Origin of the sequence: Nocardia arthritidis, assembly GCF_011801145.1 — a bacterium.
GTDB lineage: Bacteria > Actinomycetota > Actinomycetes > Mycobacteriales > Mycobacteriaceae > Nocardia > Nocardia arthritidis_A.
Genome location: NZ_CP046172.1, coordinates 3,225,040 through 3,240,400, shown reverse-complemented (window position 1 = coordinate 3,240,400; position 15,361 = coordinate 3,225,040). Strand labels below are relative to the sequence as shown.

At 66.9% G+C, this 15,361-nt stretch carries 15 protein-coding genes; 10 read left to right on the top strand and 5 right to left on the bottom strand.

The features are described 5' to 3' along the window. The first annotated feature begins 14 nt into the window (after positions 1-14). The 4 genes from F5544_RS14375 to F5544_RS14360 are packed head-to-tail and all read left to right on the top strand — an operon-like array spanning position 15 to position 3,258. On the top strand, positions 15-740 hold the full coding sequence (locus tag F5544_RS14375; protein WP_167473664.1) for a BPL-N domain-containing protein: 726 nt from the start codon (positions 15-17) through the stop codon (positions 738-740). Beyond that, a complete protein-coding gene (locus F5544_RS14370) occupies positions 737-1,969 on the top strand; it encodes a heparan-alpha-glucosaminide N-acetyltransferase domain-containing protein (RefSeq protein WP_167473663.1) in 1,233 nt (410 codons plus the stop codon). Before F5544_RS14375 ends, F5544_RS14370 begins: the two co-directional genes overlap by 4 nt. Then, complete coding sequence (locus tag F5544_RS14365; RefSeq protein ID WP_167473662.1) at positions 1,966-2,745, top strand: BPL-N domain-containing protein; 780 nt, start codon at positions 1,966-1,968, stop codon at positions 2,743-2,745. The genes F5544_RS14370 and F5544_RS14365 overlap by 4 nt, the downstream gene beginning before the upstream one ends. A gap of 9 nt (positions 2,746-2,754) precedes the next feature. Further along, on the top strand, positions 2,755-3,258 hold the full coding sequence (locus tag F5544_RS14360) for a hypothetical protein (RefSeq protein WP_167473661.1): 504 nt from the start codon (positions 2,755-2,757) through the stop codon (positions 3,256-3,258). 57 nt (positions 3,259-3,315) lie between these two features. Here F5544_RS14360 and F5544_RS14355 read toward each other — a convergent pair whose 3' ends face one another. From F5544_RS14355 to F5544_RS14335, 5 genes are all read right to left on the bottom strand, one after another. Further along, entirely contained in the window at positions 3,316-5,100 is a 1,785-nt protein-coding gene (locus F5544_RS14355; RefSeq protein ID WP_203217560.1) for an amino acid adenylation domain-containing protein, read from the bottom strand. Positions 5,101-5,191: 91 nt separating this feature from the next. Beyond that, a complete protein-coding gene (locus F5544_RS14350; protein ID WP_167473660.1) occupies positions 5,192-6,106 on the bottom strand; it encodes a 3-oxoacyl-ACP synthase in 915 nt (304 codons plus the stop codon). After that, the gene (locus tag F5544_RS14345; RefSeq protein ID WP_167473659.1) at positions 6,069-6,770 is read right to left on the bottom strand and encodes an alpha/beta hydrolase; all 702 of its coding nucleotides are present in this window, start codon (positions 6,768-6,770) and stop codon (positions 6,069-6,071) included. The genes F5544_RS14350 and F5544_RS14345 overlap by 38 nt, the downstream gene beginning before the upstream one ends. Next, positions 6,767-7,051 carry an acyl carrier protein gene (locus F5544_RS14340; RefSeq protein WP_167473658.1) on the bottom strand — a complete coding sequence of 95 codons (285 nt, stop codon included), beginning with the start codon at positions 7,049-7,051 and terminating at the stop codon, positions 6,767-6,769. The genes F5544_RS14345 and F5544_RS14340 overlap by 4 nt, the downstream gene beginning before the upstream one ends. Before the next feature lie 4 nt (positions 7,052-7,055). Then, positions 7,056-8,396, bottom strand: a complete 1,341-nt coding sequence (locus tag F5544_RS14335) for a TrpB-like pyridoxal phosphate-dependent enzyme (RefSeq protein ID WP_167473657.1) — start codon at positions 8,394-8,396, stop codon at positions 7,056-7,058. Between the two features lie 1,036 nt (positions 8,397-9,432). On the opposite strand from F5544_RS14335, the gene F5544_RS14330 reads away from it, so the two are divergent. The 6 genes from F5544_RS14330 to F5544_RS14305 all read left to right on the top strand — a co-directional run bounded on the left by F5544_RS14330 (position 9,433) and on the right by F5544_RS14305 (position 15,360). Then, entirely contained in the window at positions 9,433-10,587 is a 1,155-nt protein-coding gene (locus F5544_RS14330; protein WP_167473656.1) for an acyl-CoA dehydrogenase family protein, read from the top strand. Positions 10,588-10,601: 14 nt separating this feature from the next. After that, positions 10,602-12,149, top strand: coding sequence for an AMP-binding protein (locus F5544_RS14325; protein WP_203217559.1), 1,548 nt, complete (start codon positions 10,602-10,604; stop codon positions 12,147-12,149). Next, a complete protein-coding gene (locus tag F5544_RS14320; protein WP_167473655.1) occupies positions 12,094-12,354 on the top strand; it encodes an acyl carrier protein in 261 nt (86 codons plus the stop codon). Before F5544_RS14325 ends, F5544_RS14320 begins: the two co-directional genes overlap by 56 nt. After that, entirely contained in the window at positions 12,351-13,391 is a 1,041-nt protein-coding gene (locus F5544_RS14315) for a C45 family autoproteolytic acyltransferase/hydolase (RefSeq protein ID WP_167473654.1), read from the top strand. Before F5544_RS14320 ends, F5544_RS14315 begins: the two co-directional genes overlap by 4 nt. Before the next feature lie 10 nt (positions 13,392-13,401). After that, entirely contained in the window at positions 13,402-14,289 is an 888-nt protein-coding gene (locus F5544_RS14310) for a dihydrodipicolinate synthase family protein (protein ID WP_167473653.1), read from the top strand. A 147-nt stretch (positions 14,290-14,436) separates the two neighbouring features. Further along, complete coding sequence (locus tag F5544_RS14305; RefSeq protein ID WP_167473652.1) at positions 14,437-15,360, top strand: EamA family transporter; 924 nt, start codon at positions 14,437-14,439, stop codon at positions 15,358-15,360. Position 15,361: the final 1 nt, after the last annotated feature.

Sequence of the window (15,361 nt, the reverse complement as noted above, 5' to 3'; positions counted from 1 at the left end):
ACTGCGAGCAATCCATGAATCTGTTTCGACACTTCCGATCCGGCGCCGAATCCGCAAGGCCCATCGCACTCGTCTACCGCGGCCCGGCCACCCTGCCCGGCTGCCCGGAGGCGGCCGCCGCGGTGCTGGCCACCTCCCGATGGAACTTCGACATCCGGTTCATCGGCCCGCGCGAACACCTCAGGTTCGGCGATTCCGCCATGACCGGAGCCGCGATCTACGTCCAGCCCGGCGGCGGCGAACTCGAGCCCGCATATCGGCACCTGAAGTCGCATCGCGGCGAAATCCGCGGCTTCGTGCACGACGGCGGCGGCTATCTCGGATTCTGCCTCGGCGGCTATTTGGCAGGCGCCACACCGGGATTCGACCTACTGCCCGGCGATACCGACCGCTATATCGATACCAGGGGCGCCACCGTCGACCACGACGACGACACCGTGGTCTCGGTGCGGTGGCGCGGCCACCGCAGGCAGCTGTACTTCCAGGACGGCCCGATCTTCGATATCGAAACCGACGGCGGCACACAGGTTCTGGCCACCTACACCAACGGAACCATCGCCGCCGCGGTCACCGAATTCGGCCGGGGGCGGGTCGGCGTGTGCGGTCCGCATCCGGAGGCCACCAGTGACTGGTTCACCGATGCGGGCCTGCGCGATCCGGGCCGGGGTGCGGCCGATCCGCATATCGCCTACGGGCACGACCTGGCCATCGATCTCGTCGATACGGTGCTGACCCGATGACCCTGACCATTCCCGCACCGGTCGAATCGCCCTCGCGCACAGGCACTTCCGCCATCCGGCTGCGCGGTGTCGACGCCGCCCGCGGTATCGCGCTGATCGGCATGATGGCCGTGCACGTGCTGCCGGACGCCACCGTGGACGGCGACCCGACCTGGAGCTTCACGCTTTTCGGCGGCCGCGCCTCCGCGCTGTTCGCCACGCTGGCCGGGGTATCCATCGCCTTGATCACCCGCAGAAGGCGAGTCCGGCTCGCCGACGGCGCGGGCACGGCGGCCGGGCTCGCGGCGCGCGCGGGTGTCGTCGCCGTGATCGGATTGCTGCTGGGCTACACCGATCCCGCGCTCGCGACGGTCATCCTGCCGTACTACGCCGTGATGTTCCTCGCGACGATTCCGCTGGTGTTCCTGCCCACCTGGGCGGTCGCGCTGACCGGGCTCGGCTTCGTCGCGGGCGCGCCGGTGGCCACCCACCTGCTCCTGGACCGGCTCCCCGACTCCACCGGCGACAACTTCGGTTTCACCGATCTGATCACCCGCCCCGTGCAGCTGCTTTCCGAAATCACCGTCACCGGTGAGTTTCCGGCGCTGACGTGGATGGCCTATCTGTGCGCCGGGCTGGTGATCGGCAGGCTGACCCTCACCCGGTTGCGCACCGCGGTGGCGCTCACCGCGATCGGCATCACGATAGCTGTTGCGGCGCATATACTTTCGCTCGAACTGCTCGGGACCTACCACGGCATCGACCACATCCTGGCGGCCCAGCCCGGCAGCGGTCGCACCCTCGACGAAACCCAGGAACTACTCGACTTCGGCGCCGACGGCACCGTGCCGAACAGCACCTGGTGGTGGCTGGCCGTCGATCTGCCGCACACCGGCGCACCGCTGGATCTGCTCACCACCATCGGGGCGGCCTACGCCGTAATCGGTGCGATGCTGCTCGCCGAACACCTCTCGGCGAAGCGCGTGGTCGAGGCCATCCAGGTGCCGCTGGCCGCCGCGGGCCGGATCACGCTGACGCTCTACACAGTGCACCTGGTGTTCATCAACTCCGATTACGACCGCTATTCGCGCCCCGTCAGCTTCGTAATCCAAACCGCCGCAGTACTTTTCCTCGGATTGGCCTGGACGACGACCGCGGGGCGCGGACCGCTGGAATCCCTCGTCACCACCGCGGCGCAACGCGCTTCGGCGGCCGTACGCCGCACGCGATCGAGTGAGCCCGCATCGTGATCCGCCGCCGCACCTTCCTGATTGCCACCGCCGCCGTCACCGGGACGGCGGCGGGCGGTGGCGCGGCGTTCTACGAAACCTATCGTCACCGCGAGCCGGATCCGCTGGCGCTGGTGTATCGCGGCCCGGCAAGTAAACCCGGCTGCCCGGAAGCGGTGGCCGCGCTGCTGTCGTCCACCGCCACCGCGCTGCGGGTCGCCTATGTCGGCCCGCGCGAGCGGCTTCCGTTGACTGCCGAAACACTCTCCAGCGCAACGATTTTCGCGCAGCCCGGCGGCGGTGAGGTGGAGGACGCGTGGCCGAGCCTGCGCGCACACGCCGAACCCGTTCGGGATTGGGTCCGCGCGGGCGGAATCTACCTCGGGTTCTGCCTCGGCGCCTATCTGGCGGGCAAACTCGGGTACCGGCTGCTGGACGGTCACGTCGATCAATACATCAGCACACCGCACGCCATCGTCACCTCCACCCGCGACACGGTGATCCCGATCGACTGGCGCGATCGGCGCTACCGCCTGTTCTTCCAGGACGGTCCGGCTTTCCGGCTCAACGCGGCCGCCCCCGCGTTACGGCTGGCCACCTACACCACCGGCGAGCCCGCCGCACTCGTCACCACCTGCGGCAAGGGGCAGCTCGGTCTCGTCGGCCCCCATCCCGAGGCCGACAAGTCCTGGTTCCAGCCGCCCGAGCTCTCCCCCGAGGGCGCGATCCACCCCGAACTCGGGCACGACCTCATCGAATCCGCCCTCATCCCACTGCAATCCGCCCCACCCGTCTGAGGAAACAGAATGTCCAGTGATCGAGCCATTCCCCAATGGCTGAAGAGCACCTCCCGGGTGACCATCGCAGTAGCCGTCCTGCTCGCCGTTCCCGGAATCGCGCTCGCATTCGGCCTGTCCGCCTATTCCGCGTCAACGGCGCACCGGGCGCAGGCGCCCGCCGGCTCGGCGCTGGCCGCCGCCCGCGCCGGGGTGAACGCCTGCCCCGAAACGGCACTGTGGACCTCCGCGCCGAACGGCCGCGGCATTCGCGTCAACATGCGCAATATAGCGACGCCGGGCCGGGTCACCGTCACGGTGCTGCACGATTCGGACCGGGTGTCCGTCCGCACGAAAGATATTGCGGCGGGCCAGAACAGCATCGAGGTCGACTTCCACAAGATCTACCCCGACACCGTCGACGCGGTCTTCATGCAGACGACGCCGAACGACAAGTGCGAGCTGGATTCCCTCGACGACGCGCGGGCACCCGGCCCATCGACGACACCGGAGCCTACGCCGCCGGGCCGCTGAACCGCCCACGACTTCGGTTCGATCGCTGAGCGGCATCGAAAATCTGTCGCGAAGTGATCATCGGGTGACTTCACCGACCTCGATCGGGGTGGCGGCCGCGGCCATCGCCTCGACGGTGGGGTGGTTGACCACCCCGCACGGCAAGATCTTCAGACCGGCCTGTTCGCGGGCGAGCTGGATGAGATCCATTGCGCGGATGCTGGTTCCGCCGAGTTCGTAGAAATTGCTGTACACGGTGATCTCGGCGTCGTCGAACAATTGGCGGAAGATCGAGCACAGCGCTTCCTCGGCGGGTGTGCGCGGCGGCCGGGCGGGCCGCGGCGCGGGAACCGTCGGATCGGGCAGTGCGGCGCGATCGGCCTTCCCGTTCGGGGTGAGCGGAATGGCGTCGATCATCGAATAGACCGAGGGCACCATGAAGGCGGGCAGATAGCGAACGGCGTGCTCGCGCAACGCATCCGGTGTCGGCGCCGCGCCGTTCGCCGGTACCACGTAGGCGACGAGCCGAGCGTCGTTATCGCCGTCTCCGCGCACGACGGCCACCACGTGGCCGACATCCGGGTGCGTGCCGAGCACGGCCTCCACCTCGCCGAGTTCGATCCGGAATCCGCGCAGCTTGACCTGGTTGTCCAGCCTGCCGTGGAATCGGATGGCACCGTCCGCGCGCCAGGCCGCGAGATCACCGGTCCGGTACATTCGCGCGCCATCGCCGCCGAACGGATTCGCCACGAATCGTTCCGCGGTGCGGCCCGGCTGCCGGAGATAACCTCGGGCCAATCCGACTCCGCCGATGTACATTTCGCCCGCATCGCCGGGCGGCACCGGGCGCAGCCGGTCATCGAGGATGTACACCGATGCGCCCGGTATCGGGCGGCCGATGGTGACCTCCTCCTTGCCGTCGAGCGCATCGCTCGTCGACGCGCACACCGTGGCCTCGGTCGGGCCGTACGAATTGATCACCCTGCGTCCCTGCGCCCAGCGGGCGAGCAGATCGGGCGGGCACGCTTCACCGGCCAGTACCAGCGTCCGCAGGTCGGGAACATCCGCTGGCGATACCGTCGCGGCCGCGGCCGGTGGCAGCACCGCATGGCTGATCGCATTGTCCCGCAAGGCTTTTGTCAACTGTTGGCCGACGAGGGTGGCGCCGGCGGGCACCACGAGCGCGGCCCCGGCCGCGAAGGTGCCCAGCAGCTCGGTCAGGAACGCGTCGAAGCTCGGCGACATGAATTGCAGCACCCGACTGTCCGAAGTGACCTGCAGCGACGCGACTTTCACCGCGGCGAGCCCGGCCAGCCCGGCGTGCGTGACGGCGACGCCTTTCGGCCGGCCGGTCGATCCGGAGGTGTAGATCACGTACGCGAGATTCGCGGTGGACCCCCTGCGGCCGACGATATCGGCGGCGTCCAGCGCGGCGAGCGCGGCGGCATCCTCGGTGGCGTCCAACACGATTCGGCGGACCGGCGGGTCGTCGGGCAGGTTCCTGGTGGCGGCGCTCGTCGTGCACAGCAGGGCGGGCGCGGCATCGGACAGCATCGCGTGCACCCGTTCGGCCGGGTACCGGATATCGATCGGCAGGAAGGCCGCGTCGGCCTTCGCGACGGCTATTACGCCCACCACCATGTGGACCGAGCGGGGCAGCGCGAGCGCGACCATGCGTTCCGGGCCCGCGCCACGCTCGATCAGCAAGCGGGCGAGGCGGTTCGCCCGCTCGTTGGCTTCGGCGTAGGTGAGGGTTTCATCGTCCGACACGATCGCGGTATTGCCCGGGTAGGCCCGAACCGTGCGCTCCCAGAGTTCGGCGAGGGTGGCCGAACCATCCAGCATGCCGACGTCGTGTGTCATGGCATCCTCCAAATATCTTGTGACACAAGGTGTATGAGTTCGCCTCGCCTATCCGCACCAATTCCGTGGCAGCACATCGAAATAGCCGAGATCAAGGATCGAGTACCTGGGCCAGGATGCTCACGCGCGATCCCGGCACGCTCGAAGTCAGCAGGACGTATTCGCCGGGCCGCGTGCCGTCCGCATGCTGCCGGTCGACGAGGTTCACCAGCGGGTCCGCGCTGAAGCAGTGTCCGCGGTTCGCGATATTCCGCAGATACAGCTGATCGGGCCGGAAGCCGGACTGGCCTTCGCTCATCCGGACGATCGGCACGAACAGATTCGGTGGCAGCACAACGGATATCTCGTCCGGCCGGACACCGCATCGCCGGGTGATCCCGTCGGCGGCGACGCGGCCGAGCCGCCCGCTGAACCGCCCCATCGCGTCGAAAGCGGAAGGGTCGAGCGCGGATCCGGTCGCGACGATGGCCAGATCGCCGGGCTGTGCGGTGACGAGGCAGCTGGCCGCAGCGTCGCTGAAGAGTGCGAACTGCTGAAACCGCCTCTCCTCGTCCGTGATTCGGTCGCTGACGATGACGAGGACGCTGTCATACGTCCCGGACGCGACGAGCCGATCCGCGAGATGCACCGCGGACAGCAGGGTATTGCATCGCCCCAGCGTCACGCCGATGACGAACGCGTTCTCCAGGCCGAGCGTTTCGAGCACCACTCGGCAGTAGCTGGCATGGCAGTCCACGCTCGACGGGAACTCCGCGGCGCAGAGGATGACGGCGTCCACATCCGCACCGGCGCATCCCGTCATCGACAGCGTGCGGCGCGCCGATGCCACCGCGAGTTCCGCGCGATCGCGGTCGGATTTGAAATATCGCCCCCAGCCCCATGTTTCGGCGTCGTCCAGCATCTCGTAGCTGACGATCTTCTCCGCGAAACGATGGGCGCCGCGGTAGCCGACCGCATGCTCGCCGAGTTCATAGGACGCTCCCCGAACCGATACCCGGACGTTCACGGCACCTCCCTCCGAGCCCCTGCGCCAACGTGATTCGAACCCACGCGACGACATCGGCCACCATGTCCGGCGTGATGTCGTGCCCGCCGCGGTATTCGCGATAGGTCAGGCCGGCTCCCATGTCTTCCAGCAAGTCTCGCGCGTTCCTGCCTTTGTCGATCTTCACGACGGGATCCGAGATGCCGTGGCCGACGAATACGGGCATGCCGTCCAGGTCCGGACGTTCCGGCAGCAGGGCCAGCGTTTCGGGAAGGATGCGCCCGTTCACCACCGCGCAGCCGGCTATCAGGTCGGGTCGCAGCAGCGCGACGCTCAACGCCATCATCCCGCCCTGGCTGTGGCCGAACAGAAAAAGTGGCTCGTCCCTGCGGATTTCGTCGAGATAGGCGATCAATGCCGCGCGGCTGCGGCGTTCCTCCTCCATCGCTATCGCGACGCTGCCGTCCGGAAGATCCTCGTAGCCGAACCATCGGTAAACCGCGGGCCCCATCCGGAAACCCGCTCGGACCGCCGCCACCGACCAGTCCATATCCGATCGCGGCCACAGATCGAGCAGATGGCCGTGATACTTGCCGAAGCCGTGCAACAGCACGACGGCGGGCGCGCCCGCCACCCGCTCCTCGGCGACGGCGAGCCCCGTGTGCAACTGCCGGACGTTCGTCACCTGCGCTGCTCCGCCAGCACATGTTCGACGAGATCGACTACCGAGCCCACCGAGTGCAGCGCCGCGTCGGCGACGGTTCGGTCGTCGAAGACGATGCCCAGGCTGTCCTCGATCCGCACCAGCGCCTGCAACATATTCAGCGAGCTGATGCCGAGGCCCGCGCCACCGATGGCCGTCTCGTCGTCGACGAGCGCGCCGGCTTGCTGATCCGGTTTGGTCGCCAGCAGCGCCGAGACCACCGTGGCCCGAATCTCTTGTCTGCTGAGGGTTTTCGGTTCCACTGCCTTATCCGTTCAGTTGCGGAAGCTGGGCCAGGGACCGGCGAATCTCTTCGTCGGACACCGGCGTGTCCTGCATGGTTCCGTTCAGGTACGCCTCGTAGGAGGCCAGGTCGAACAGGCCGTGACCACTGAGACAGAACAGGATCACCGGGGCGGCGCCTTCCGCGTCCGCCTGTTTGGCCATTTCGATCGCCGCGTGGATGGCGTGCGCCGATTCCGGTGCGGGCAGTATGCCTTCGAGCCTGCTGAAGAGCACTCCGCTGGCGAAGACATCCAATTGGGGATAGGCCAGCGCCTCGACGATGCGATGGTGGTACAGCGCGCTGATGATCTTCGAACAGGCGTGATAGCGCAGGCCGCCGACATGCCCACCCGCCGTGGTGAACCGCGACCCGAGCGTGTACATCTTCTGCAGCGGCGATACGCCGGAGCCGTCGGTGTAGTCGTAGCAGTACCGGCCGCGGGTGAGCTTCGGGCACCGCTGCGCCTCCACGGCGATGCAGCGCACCTCGGCCTCCCCGCGCAGTTTCGCACCGATGAACGGCATGGCGATACCGCCGAAATTGCTTCCGGCGCCGAGTGATCCGATCACGATATCGGGCTGGTTCGCCGGCCCGAGTTGGTCACGGGCCTCCTGGCCGACCACGGTGGAATGGAGGATGGAGTACGCCTCCCCGCTGCCGACGCTCAGCTGCGTCCCCGGGTGCGCCAGCGCGTCCTCGAAGGCCTCGGTCACCGCGTAGGCGATATTTTCCGCATGGACCTCGCCCCGGCGCGCGGATGGCGCGGCATCCGGGGGTGGGCTCGGGACGACCTCGGCGTCGTAGAGCCGCATGATGGTCTGGCGGTAGGGCTTTTCGCGGAAGCTCTTCGCGACCATGTAGACCTTGCAGGCCAGCCCGAACTGCTGACACGCCACCGCCAGCGCGGTACCCCATTGGCCCGCGCCCGTACCGGTCACCAGGCGCTGCGCCCCCGCGGCCGCGTAGTAATGCGCCTGCGCCACCGCCGAACAGAGCTTATGGCTGCCGCTCGCGTTGCCGCCCTCGTACTTGTAGTAGATGCGGGCCCGGGTGCCGATGTGCTGTTCGAGCGCCCGCGCTCGCCGCAGCGGCGTCGGACGCCAGGACAGATATTTCTCGAAAACCGGCTCCGGAATGGGGATCAGCCGCTCGCGAGTCATGCTCTGCCGGACCAGCGCGAGCGGCAGCTGTAGTTTCACCGCATCCGGCTGGCCGGAACGGGCGGGCGGCGGAATATCGGGTGGCAGCTCGAACGGAATGTCGGCGAGAATGTTGTACCAATTTTTCGGCACGTCGCCCGTATTCGCGGAAGGTCTCGTCATCTGCGCCTTCACAGGGTTGGGATGATTCTTGGTTAATCCACGTCGATGCTATTCAATCCCGTTGTGCCACATCAGTCAAGACGTTCACTGTGCGGGTGCCCCGAGTTATCGGGGCTACACAACCCGTAAAAGAATGATCGTTTGAATAGACATCCTCGTGCTATTTCAAGATCACGAAAGGATTGCTCGCCGGACGAGGTCGACAGCCGCGTCGATACCGCCCCGGATGCGGCGAGGTCGCGATACCATGATTGCTCGATCCAGCTGGTTACCGGGTTATATCCGTTGCCACCCAACTTGTTTCACGGTCCATGCCGGTTGGCGGCAGCAGTTCGGCATCGTGGCAGGACCCGTTGACACGATCCTGGATGCCGACAGCTTCCGGAAATGCCGCTGGCCGCAGGCGGATTCGGCCCTAGCCGTGTCCCGCCGACCGGGACAGGGATCGCGCGGACGACCGCGACTCCTTTGCTGTGCGAACGATATGCTCTCCGCCGATCCGGAGGTCAGAAACAAGCGAAAGTCAGTAGCGTGCAATGTATTAGACACCCACTCTCAGCATGTAGACCACACGAGATGGACGGCCGTACAGTTCAAGCCGGTCCAGCCTCCACCGAAGTCGATGGTTGCGGCCACGAAACTGCGCATCCATGAATCAACTTGGTAACCAAGACCTTTCAGGCACATCCATCCACTGTCATCGAGGCCGGAGACGAAACACCCTGCCCCAGCGGCTAATTAAATCCCTTCCAGATGGTTGCATATCGTGATACACTGAACCAGCCCTCCGGAGAGGGACCGGTGGCGAGGCCGGTAGCACTTCTTTGCATTGGGGGACGTCGAGATCTCCGGCGGACGATAATCGAATTAGACACGCGTCGCCGAGTCATTTCCGGAGATTCGCTCCAGAGTCGTCGAGTGCATCCCGATCGTCGATGCGGTAAATAAGGATTACCACCCGTCGAGAATCAAGACGAACTCGCGGATGAAACACGTAGTATGACAATCCATTGACGATCAGAAATGGTCTGTAACCGTGCCCCTTCCGACCACGTTCGAGCCCGGCATACTCGAGCTCCCGCTGTTCGACGACGAACACCGGGCACTGGCCCAGCGGATCGAACGCTGGTGCGCCGAACGAGCCGATACCTGGGCGCATCCCACCGAAGTCGGCCCCGCGCAACGCTGCCGCGCCCTACTCACCGACCTCGGCCGGTCCGGTTGGCTCGACCATCTACACCCCGAACACCGCGACGGCTCGGACCTCCGCTCGGTGTGCATCAGACGCCAGGCCCTGAGCTTCCACGAGGACCTGGCGGATTTCGTCTACTCCATCCAGGAACTCAGCGCCGCCGCCGTCATCCGCCACGGCACCGCCGAACAGCGCCGCAGACATCTGCCCGGTCTCGCCGCCGGAACCAGCGCCGGGGCGCTGGCCCTGTCCGAACCGGCGGCCGGCTCCGACCTCGGCGCGGTAACGCTCGAAGCCGCAACGGACGGAACCGGATTCGTCCTCAACGGCAGCAAAACCTGGATCGCCCAAGGCGATATCGCCGACCTGTGCGTCGTACTCGCCCGAACCGGCGACGGGCCAGGCCCATTGGGGCTCACCGCCTTCCTCGTCGACGGCGACACCCCCGGGCTGAAGGCCGCACCGATCAACGCGATCGCACCACGCTCCTGGGCCGAACTGACCTTCACCGACTGCCGCGTCGGCCCGGACGCGATACTCGGCGAGCGCGGCCACGGCTACATAGTCGCCCTGGACGTGCTCGAACGGGCCCGCGTCACGGTCGCCGCCGCCGCCATCGGATTCGCCCGGCGCGCCTACCGATACGCGCTCGAACGGGCCCGCGGGCGACGCGCCTACTCCGGCCGCCTCGCCGACCTACAGCTCGTCAAATCCGCACTGTCGGCGATGGAGGTCAAGATCGCGGCCGCCACACTGCTGACCGCCCGCGCCGCCTGGTCCGCCGACCACGGCGAGGAATACGCCAAACACGCTGCGGTCGCGAAGCTCAACGCCACCGAGGCGGCGGGCGAGATCGCCGACGCCGCGGTGCAGATCTTCGGCGCCGCCGGGCTCGTCGCGGACAGCCCGGTCGAGCGGCTCTACCGCCAGGTCCGATCCCTGCGCATCTACGAGGGGCCGTCCGAGGTGCTCGAAATGATCATCGCCGACGCCTTGTGAACGAAGGGAGGCCAGTGACATCCATCATCAACCACATCGTCACGCACCGGCCCGAGCACGCCGGTGTCCTCACCGTCGCAAGCCTCGGCGGAACTCGGACGATGCCGCTCACCGAATTCCACGACCGCGCCCGAGCCGTCGCGAATGCCTTGCGGCGCTTGGGTATCGGCGAAGGCGATCGAATCGGGGTGCTCGCCGCCAACGGCCTCGAATGGGCGCTGCTCGACGTCGCGGCACTGATGATCAAAGTACAGACGGCGGGCTTCGAGCCGGGGAAGTTCACCGCGGGCGCCGACCTGATCGACCGCTACGGGCTGCGAATGCTCTACTGCGACAAGGTGATCGACGCAGCGTCCGGCGTGCTGCCGATCGCCGAGATCTCCGCGTACGCCGACGAACCACCCGCCGAACTCGATCCGGTCGGATACGGCCCCCTGGAATGCACCACCGTCAAGTTCACCTCCGGATCCACCGGAGTGCCGAAGGGGCTGGCGGCCACCGTCGGCAGCATCGACTCCAGCATCGAAGCCGTACAGGGCATCTTCGACCATCGCCCCGGTGACAACCTGCTCGTCTTCCTCCCGCTTTCGCTACTCCAGCAACGCTATTGGCTGTATTCCGCGCTGCGCTGGGGTCACGACATCACCATCACCAATTACCAGTCGGTGTTCGCGGTGCTGCCCACCGTGCGGCCGACCGTCGTCATGGGCGTGCCCGGATTCTTCGACGCCGCCAAACGGCATATCGAAAGCCGTTCGGGCGATGGGCTCGATCCGGCCGCGGCCGCCGAGGAACTGTTCGGCGACCGCATCCGCTACCTGTGGACGGGTTCGGCGCCCGCCGACCCCGCCGTGCTGCGGTTCTTCGACGACGCCGGGCTGCCGATCTTCGAGGGCTACGGCCTCAACGAAACCTGTATCGCCACCAAGAACCATCCCGGCGCGCACCGCGCGGGCAGCGTCGGTAAACCGTTGCCGGGCAAGAAGATCGTCATCGATGACGACGGCGTGGTCTGCGTCCGCAGCGATCATCCCGTCAACACCGCATACGCCTATGCTGCGCCCGGCGACAGCGAGCGGATGTTCAAACCCGGCGGCGTGGTCCGCACCGGCGATCTCGGGCGAATCGACGAGGACGGCTACCTCTATATCCTCGGCCGGTCCGATGACGTCATCGTCCTGGACAACGGTAAGAAGATCGTCGTCCGGCCCATCGAGACCCGATTCCGCGACACGGGCGCCGTCACCGAATGCGTTGTGTTCTGCCCGAATCAGACCGAACTGGTCGCCGTCGTCGTACCCGGCCCGGGCGGCGCCGCGGCCATCGCCGAGGCGCTGGACGCGGTCAACGCCGCGGGCGAACCCGACGAGCGCATCGCGCGGGCCGTCGTCGCCGACGAACCTTTCACCGTCGAAAACGGGCTGATCACCGGCCAATTCAAGCCGATAAGGAACCGGATCCGGGAACGGTACCGCGACCGACTCGACGACCAGAAGGAGGGCATCCATGCCGGCCGATCTCGACACCCTGGCCCGGGACCAGCTCGCGAAGGTACTGCGTAACGGTCCGGAACCCGCGGCGCTCGACCCGGACCTGGACCTGGTCGAGGCCTACGGACTCACCTCGCTCAACAAGATCTTGTTCCTGACATCGCTATGTAGAGCGGCCGAGGTCGGGCTCGACCACTTCACCGAGGACGACCTCGCCCGGATGCGCACCCTCGGCGACGTCGTCACCGCACTCCGATCGAATGGGCACGACCATTGACGCCGCTGCTCGAAATCTCCGGCTCCGCCCGCACCCGCGGGCTCACCCACGGGCAGGCCATCGCCGGACGACTGCGCGACTTCCTCGACGACTCGCTCGCCCGCCTCGGGCACCTGACCGATCGGCCGGTGAGCCTCGAATCGGTGCGGCCCCGCATCGCGGCCCATCGCGATGCGGTGATCACCGCGCTACCGGATCTGGCCGAAGAGGTCGACGGGCTGGCGATCGGCGCGGGCATCGGCCGGGACGAGGCGTGGCTGCTGCAACTGCGTCGCGAAATACTCGGCTACAACCGGATCACCGCGGGTGACTGCACCAGCTACGCGACGAGCCGCCGCGCGCCGGTGCTCGGCCAAACCATCGATCTGAACGGCAATCTCGACGATCAGATCGCGGTGCTGGCCGTCTCGGGTCCGCGCCACCGCTCGGTGGTGCTGAGCTTCGCCGGACTCCTCGGCTATCTGGGCGTCAACGACGCGGGGCTCGCCGTCGGCCTCAATCTCGTCCTCGGCGGGAATTGGGGGCCGGGTGTACCGCCGTACCTGGCGATCCGGCATCTGCTCGACACCGCCGACAGCGTCGAGCACGCCGTCGCGATCCTGCACGACCTCCCGCTGGCGAGTTCGCGGGCCTTCCTGCTCTGCGACGCGAGCCGCACCGTATGCGTCGAGGCATTGGCTTGCGAGCGGCGAATCCTGGAGGGAGACAAGCTGTTCCACACCAACCACTTCCTGCATCCGGATTTCGGGGCGCGCGACGAGCTGAATGTGTTCGCCGGGAACTCGTCCCGGCGGCGGCTCGAAGCGGTTCGCGCGGTTGGCATTCCGGCCGCGGATGACATCCGGGGACATCACCGGCTGCTCGCCGCGGCGCCGATCTGCGTCCGGGATAGCGGAGACATCCGCCGGGAGCGGACCGTCGCGGCCGTGGTGCTGCGGCCGGATCTGGGCGAGCTGCGGCTGTGGCCCGGCGATCCATCGACCGCGAACGAGCACGTGTTTTCGGCGGCTCACCTGCCACATATTGTCGGGAATTGAAAGGATTTCCATGTTCACTGGTTTCAGCGCCTTTCCCCTCACCCCCACCCAAGACGACGACGTCGACGAGAAACGATTCAGGCACCTCGTCACCCGGCTGGTCACGGCGGGCGTGGATTTGATCGGTGCGCTCGGCTCGACCGGAAACTATGCCTACCTCACCCGCGCGCAGCGCGAACGCATCGCGAAAATCGCCGTCGATGCCGCGGGCGACGTTCCGGTCATGATCAGCATCGGCGCACTGACCACGAAGGACGTTCTCTCGCTGGCCGAGGACGCGCAAAAGGCGGGCGCATCGGCGGTGCTGCTCTCCCCCGTCTCCTACCAGCCGCTCACCGATGAGGAGGTATTCGGGCTGTACGAGGACGTCACACGGGAATTGTCGGTGCCGCTGTGCGTGTACGAGAACCCGCGTACCACGAAGTTCACCTTCAGCGACGAACTGCACGGGCGGGTCGCGGAATTGCCGAATGTCGGCGCGGTGAAAACTCCCGGCGCCACCGCCGATCAGGCGGCCGCCAGAATCGCCGCGCTGCGTAGCAAGGTGCGCAGCGATGTGGCCATCGGCTTCAGCCTCGATGAATTCGGCGCGGGCGGCCTGATCGCGGGTGCGGATATGTGGTTCAGCGTCATCGGCGGCCTGCTGCCCGAGGAATGCCTGACGATTGTGCGAGCCATCGCGGATGGCGATACCGAGCGGGCCATGGCGTTGTCGGACCGGATGGAACCGTTCTGGGATCTGTTCCGCCGCTACGGGAGCCTGCGCGTCCTCACGGCCGGCGCCGCACAGCTCGGATTCCTGAATGCGCCGAACCTTCCCCGGCCCCTTCGCGAACTTCCGGCGGACGCCCAACAGGAGCTGGCCAAGGCGCTCGACGCACTGGGCGTCCGGGTGTGACGAGCGCACTCGAATATTGAAAATCGGTGGCGCACTGGTGATTTCAGCCAGTGCGCCGAGCCGCCGGCACCGGTTGGGCGCAACCTTAAAGGAGCAATTCAACGTGAACGCGGATATGTCACGCGGCCGGCGATTCGGCGAAATGGCGTGAAAGCCGGTCAGCGACTTCGCACCACCGGCGTGACCGCGCTGGCGCCCGCGTCCTGGGGCACCACGTATCTGGCGACAACCGAATGGTTGCCGCCAGACCGGCCGCTGCTGGCCGCCACCGTCCGGGCACTGCCCGCGGGCCTGATTCTGCTGGCCTGCACTCGCACCTTGCCGCGCGGAATCTGGCTGTGGCGGTCGCTGATACTCGGGACGCTCAATATCGGCGCGTTCTTCTATCTGCTGTTCGTCGCGACCTTTCAGCTGCCGGGCGGCATAATCGCGGTGATCATGTCGATGCAGCCGATGTTCGTCCTGATCTTGGCGGCGCTGTTCATCGGCGACAGAATTCGGCCTGCGCATGTGGTGGCCTGCGCCCTCGGCGCGGGCGGCGCCGTACTCCTCGTATTCAAGGGAACGGTCGGACTGAACTTCGCCGGTGTCGCGGCGGCGCTCAGCGGCGCGGTCTGCATGGCCACCGGCATTACGCTGACCAAACGATGGGGACGTCCGGACGGGGTCGGCTTGCTCACCTTCACCGGCTGGCAGCTCGTGGCGGGCGGACTCGTACTGCTGCCATTCCTGCTGTGCGCCGAGGGCCTGCCGACGGACATCACCGGAACAAATATCGCCGGGTTCGCCTATTTCATCTCCGTCGGCGCCGTCATCAGCTACGCGATCTGGTTCCGCGGCATCGGTGAATTGCCCGCGCTGGCGGTCTCCTTCCTTTCCCTCGGCAGCCCGATCGTGGCGACCCTGCTCGGATATCTGTTCCTGCATCAGACGCTGTCGATACTCCAGCTGATCGGAATTCTGGCGATCATCTGCGCCGCGCTGCTGGCCCAACCCCAATCGCCCGGGCCGCGCACCCACGCCGTCACCGTCGGCGACCCCGCGATACCCGCGCGGCGCAGGCGTTCGTGAC

Excerpts from the sequence above, each read along its gene's own strand:
- F5544_RS14355 (WP_203217560.1), bottom strand. The coding sequence starts at position 5,100 with ATGACACACGACGTCGGCATGCTGGATGGTTCGGCCACCCTCGCCGAA.
- F5544_RS14335 (WP_167473657.1), bottom strand. The coding sequence starts at position 8,396 with ATGACGAGACCTTCCGCGAATACGGGCGACGTGCCGAAAAATTGGTAC.
- F5544_RS14320 (WP_167473655.1), top strand. The coding sequence starts at position 12,094 with ATGCCGGCCGATCTCGACACCCTGGCCCGGGACCAGCTCGCGAAGGTA.
- F5544_RS14375 (WP_167473664.1), top strand. The coding sequence starts at position 15 with ATGAATCTGTTTCGACACTTCCGATCCGGCGCCGAATCCGCAAGGCCC.
- F5544_RS14310 (WP_167473653.1), top strand. The coding sequence starts at position 13,402 with ATGTTCACTGGTTTCAGCGCCTTTCCCCTCACCCCCACCCAAGACGAC.
- F5544_RS14370 (WP_167473663.1), top strand. The coding sequence starts at position 737 with ATGACCCTGACCATTCCCGCACCGGTCGAATCGCCCTCGCGCACAGGC.
- F5544_RS14360 (WP_167473661.1), top strand. The coding sequence starts at position 2,755 with ATGTCCAGTGATCGAGCCATTCCCCAATGGCTGAAGAGCACCTCCCGG.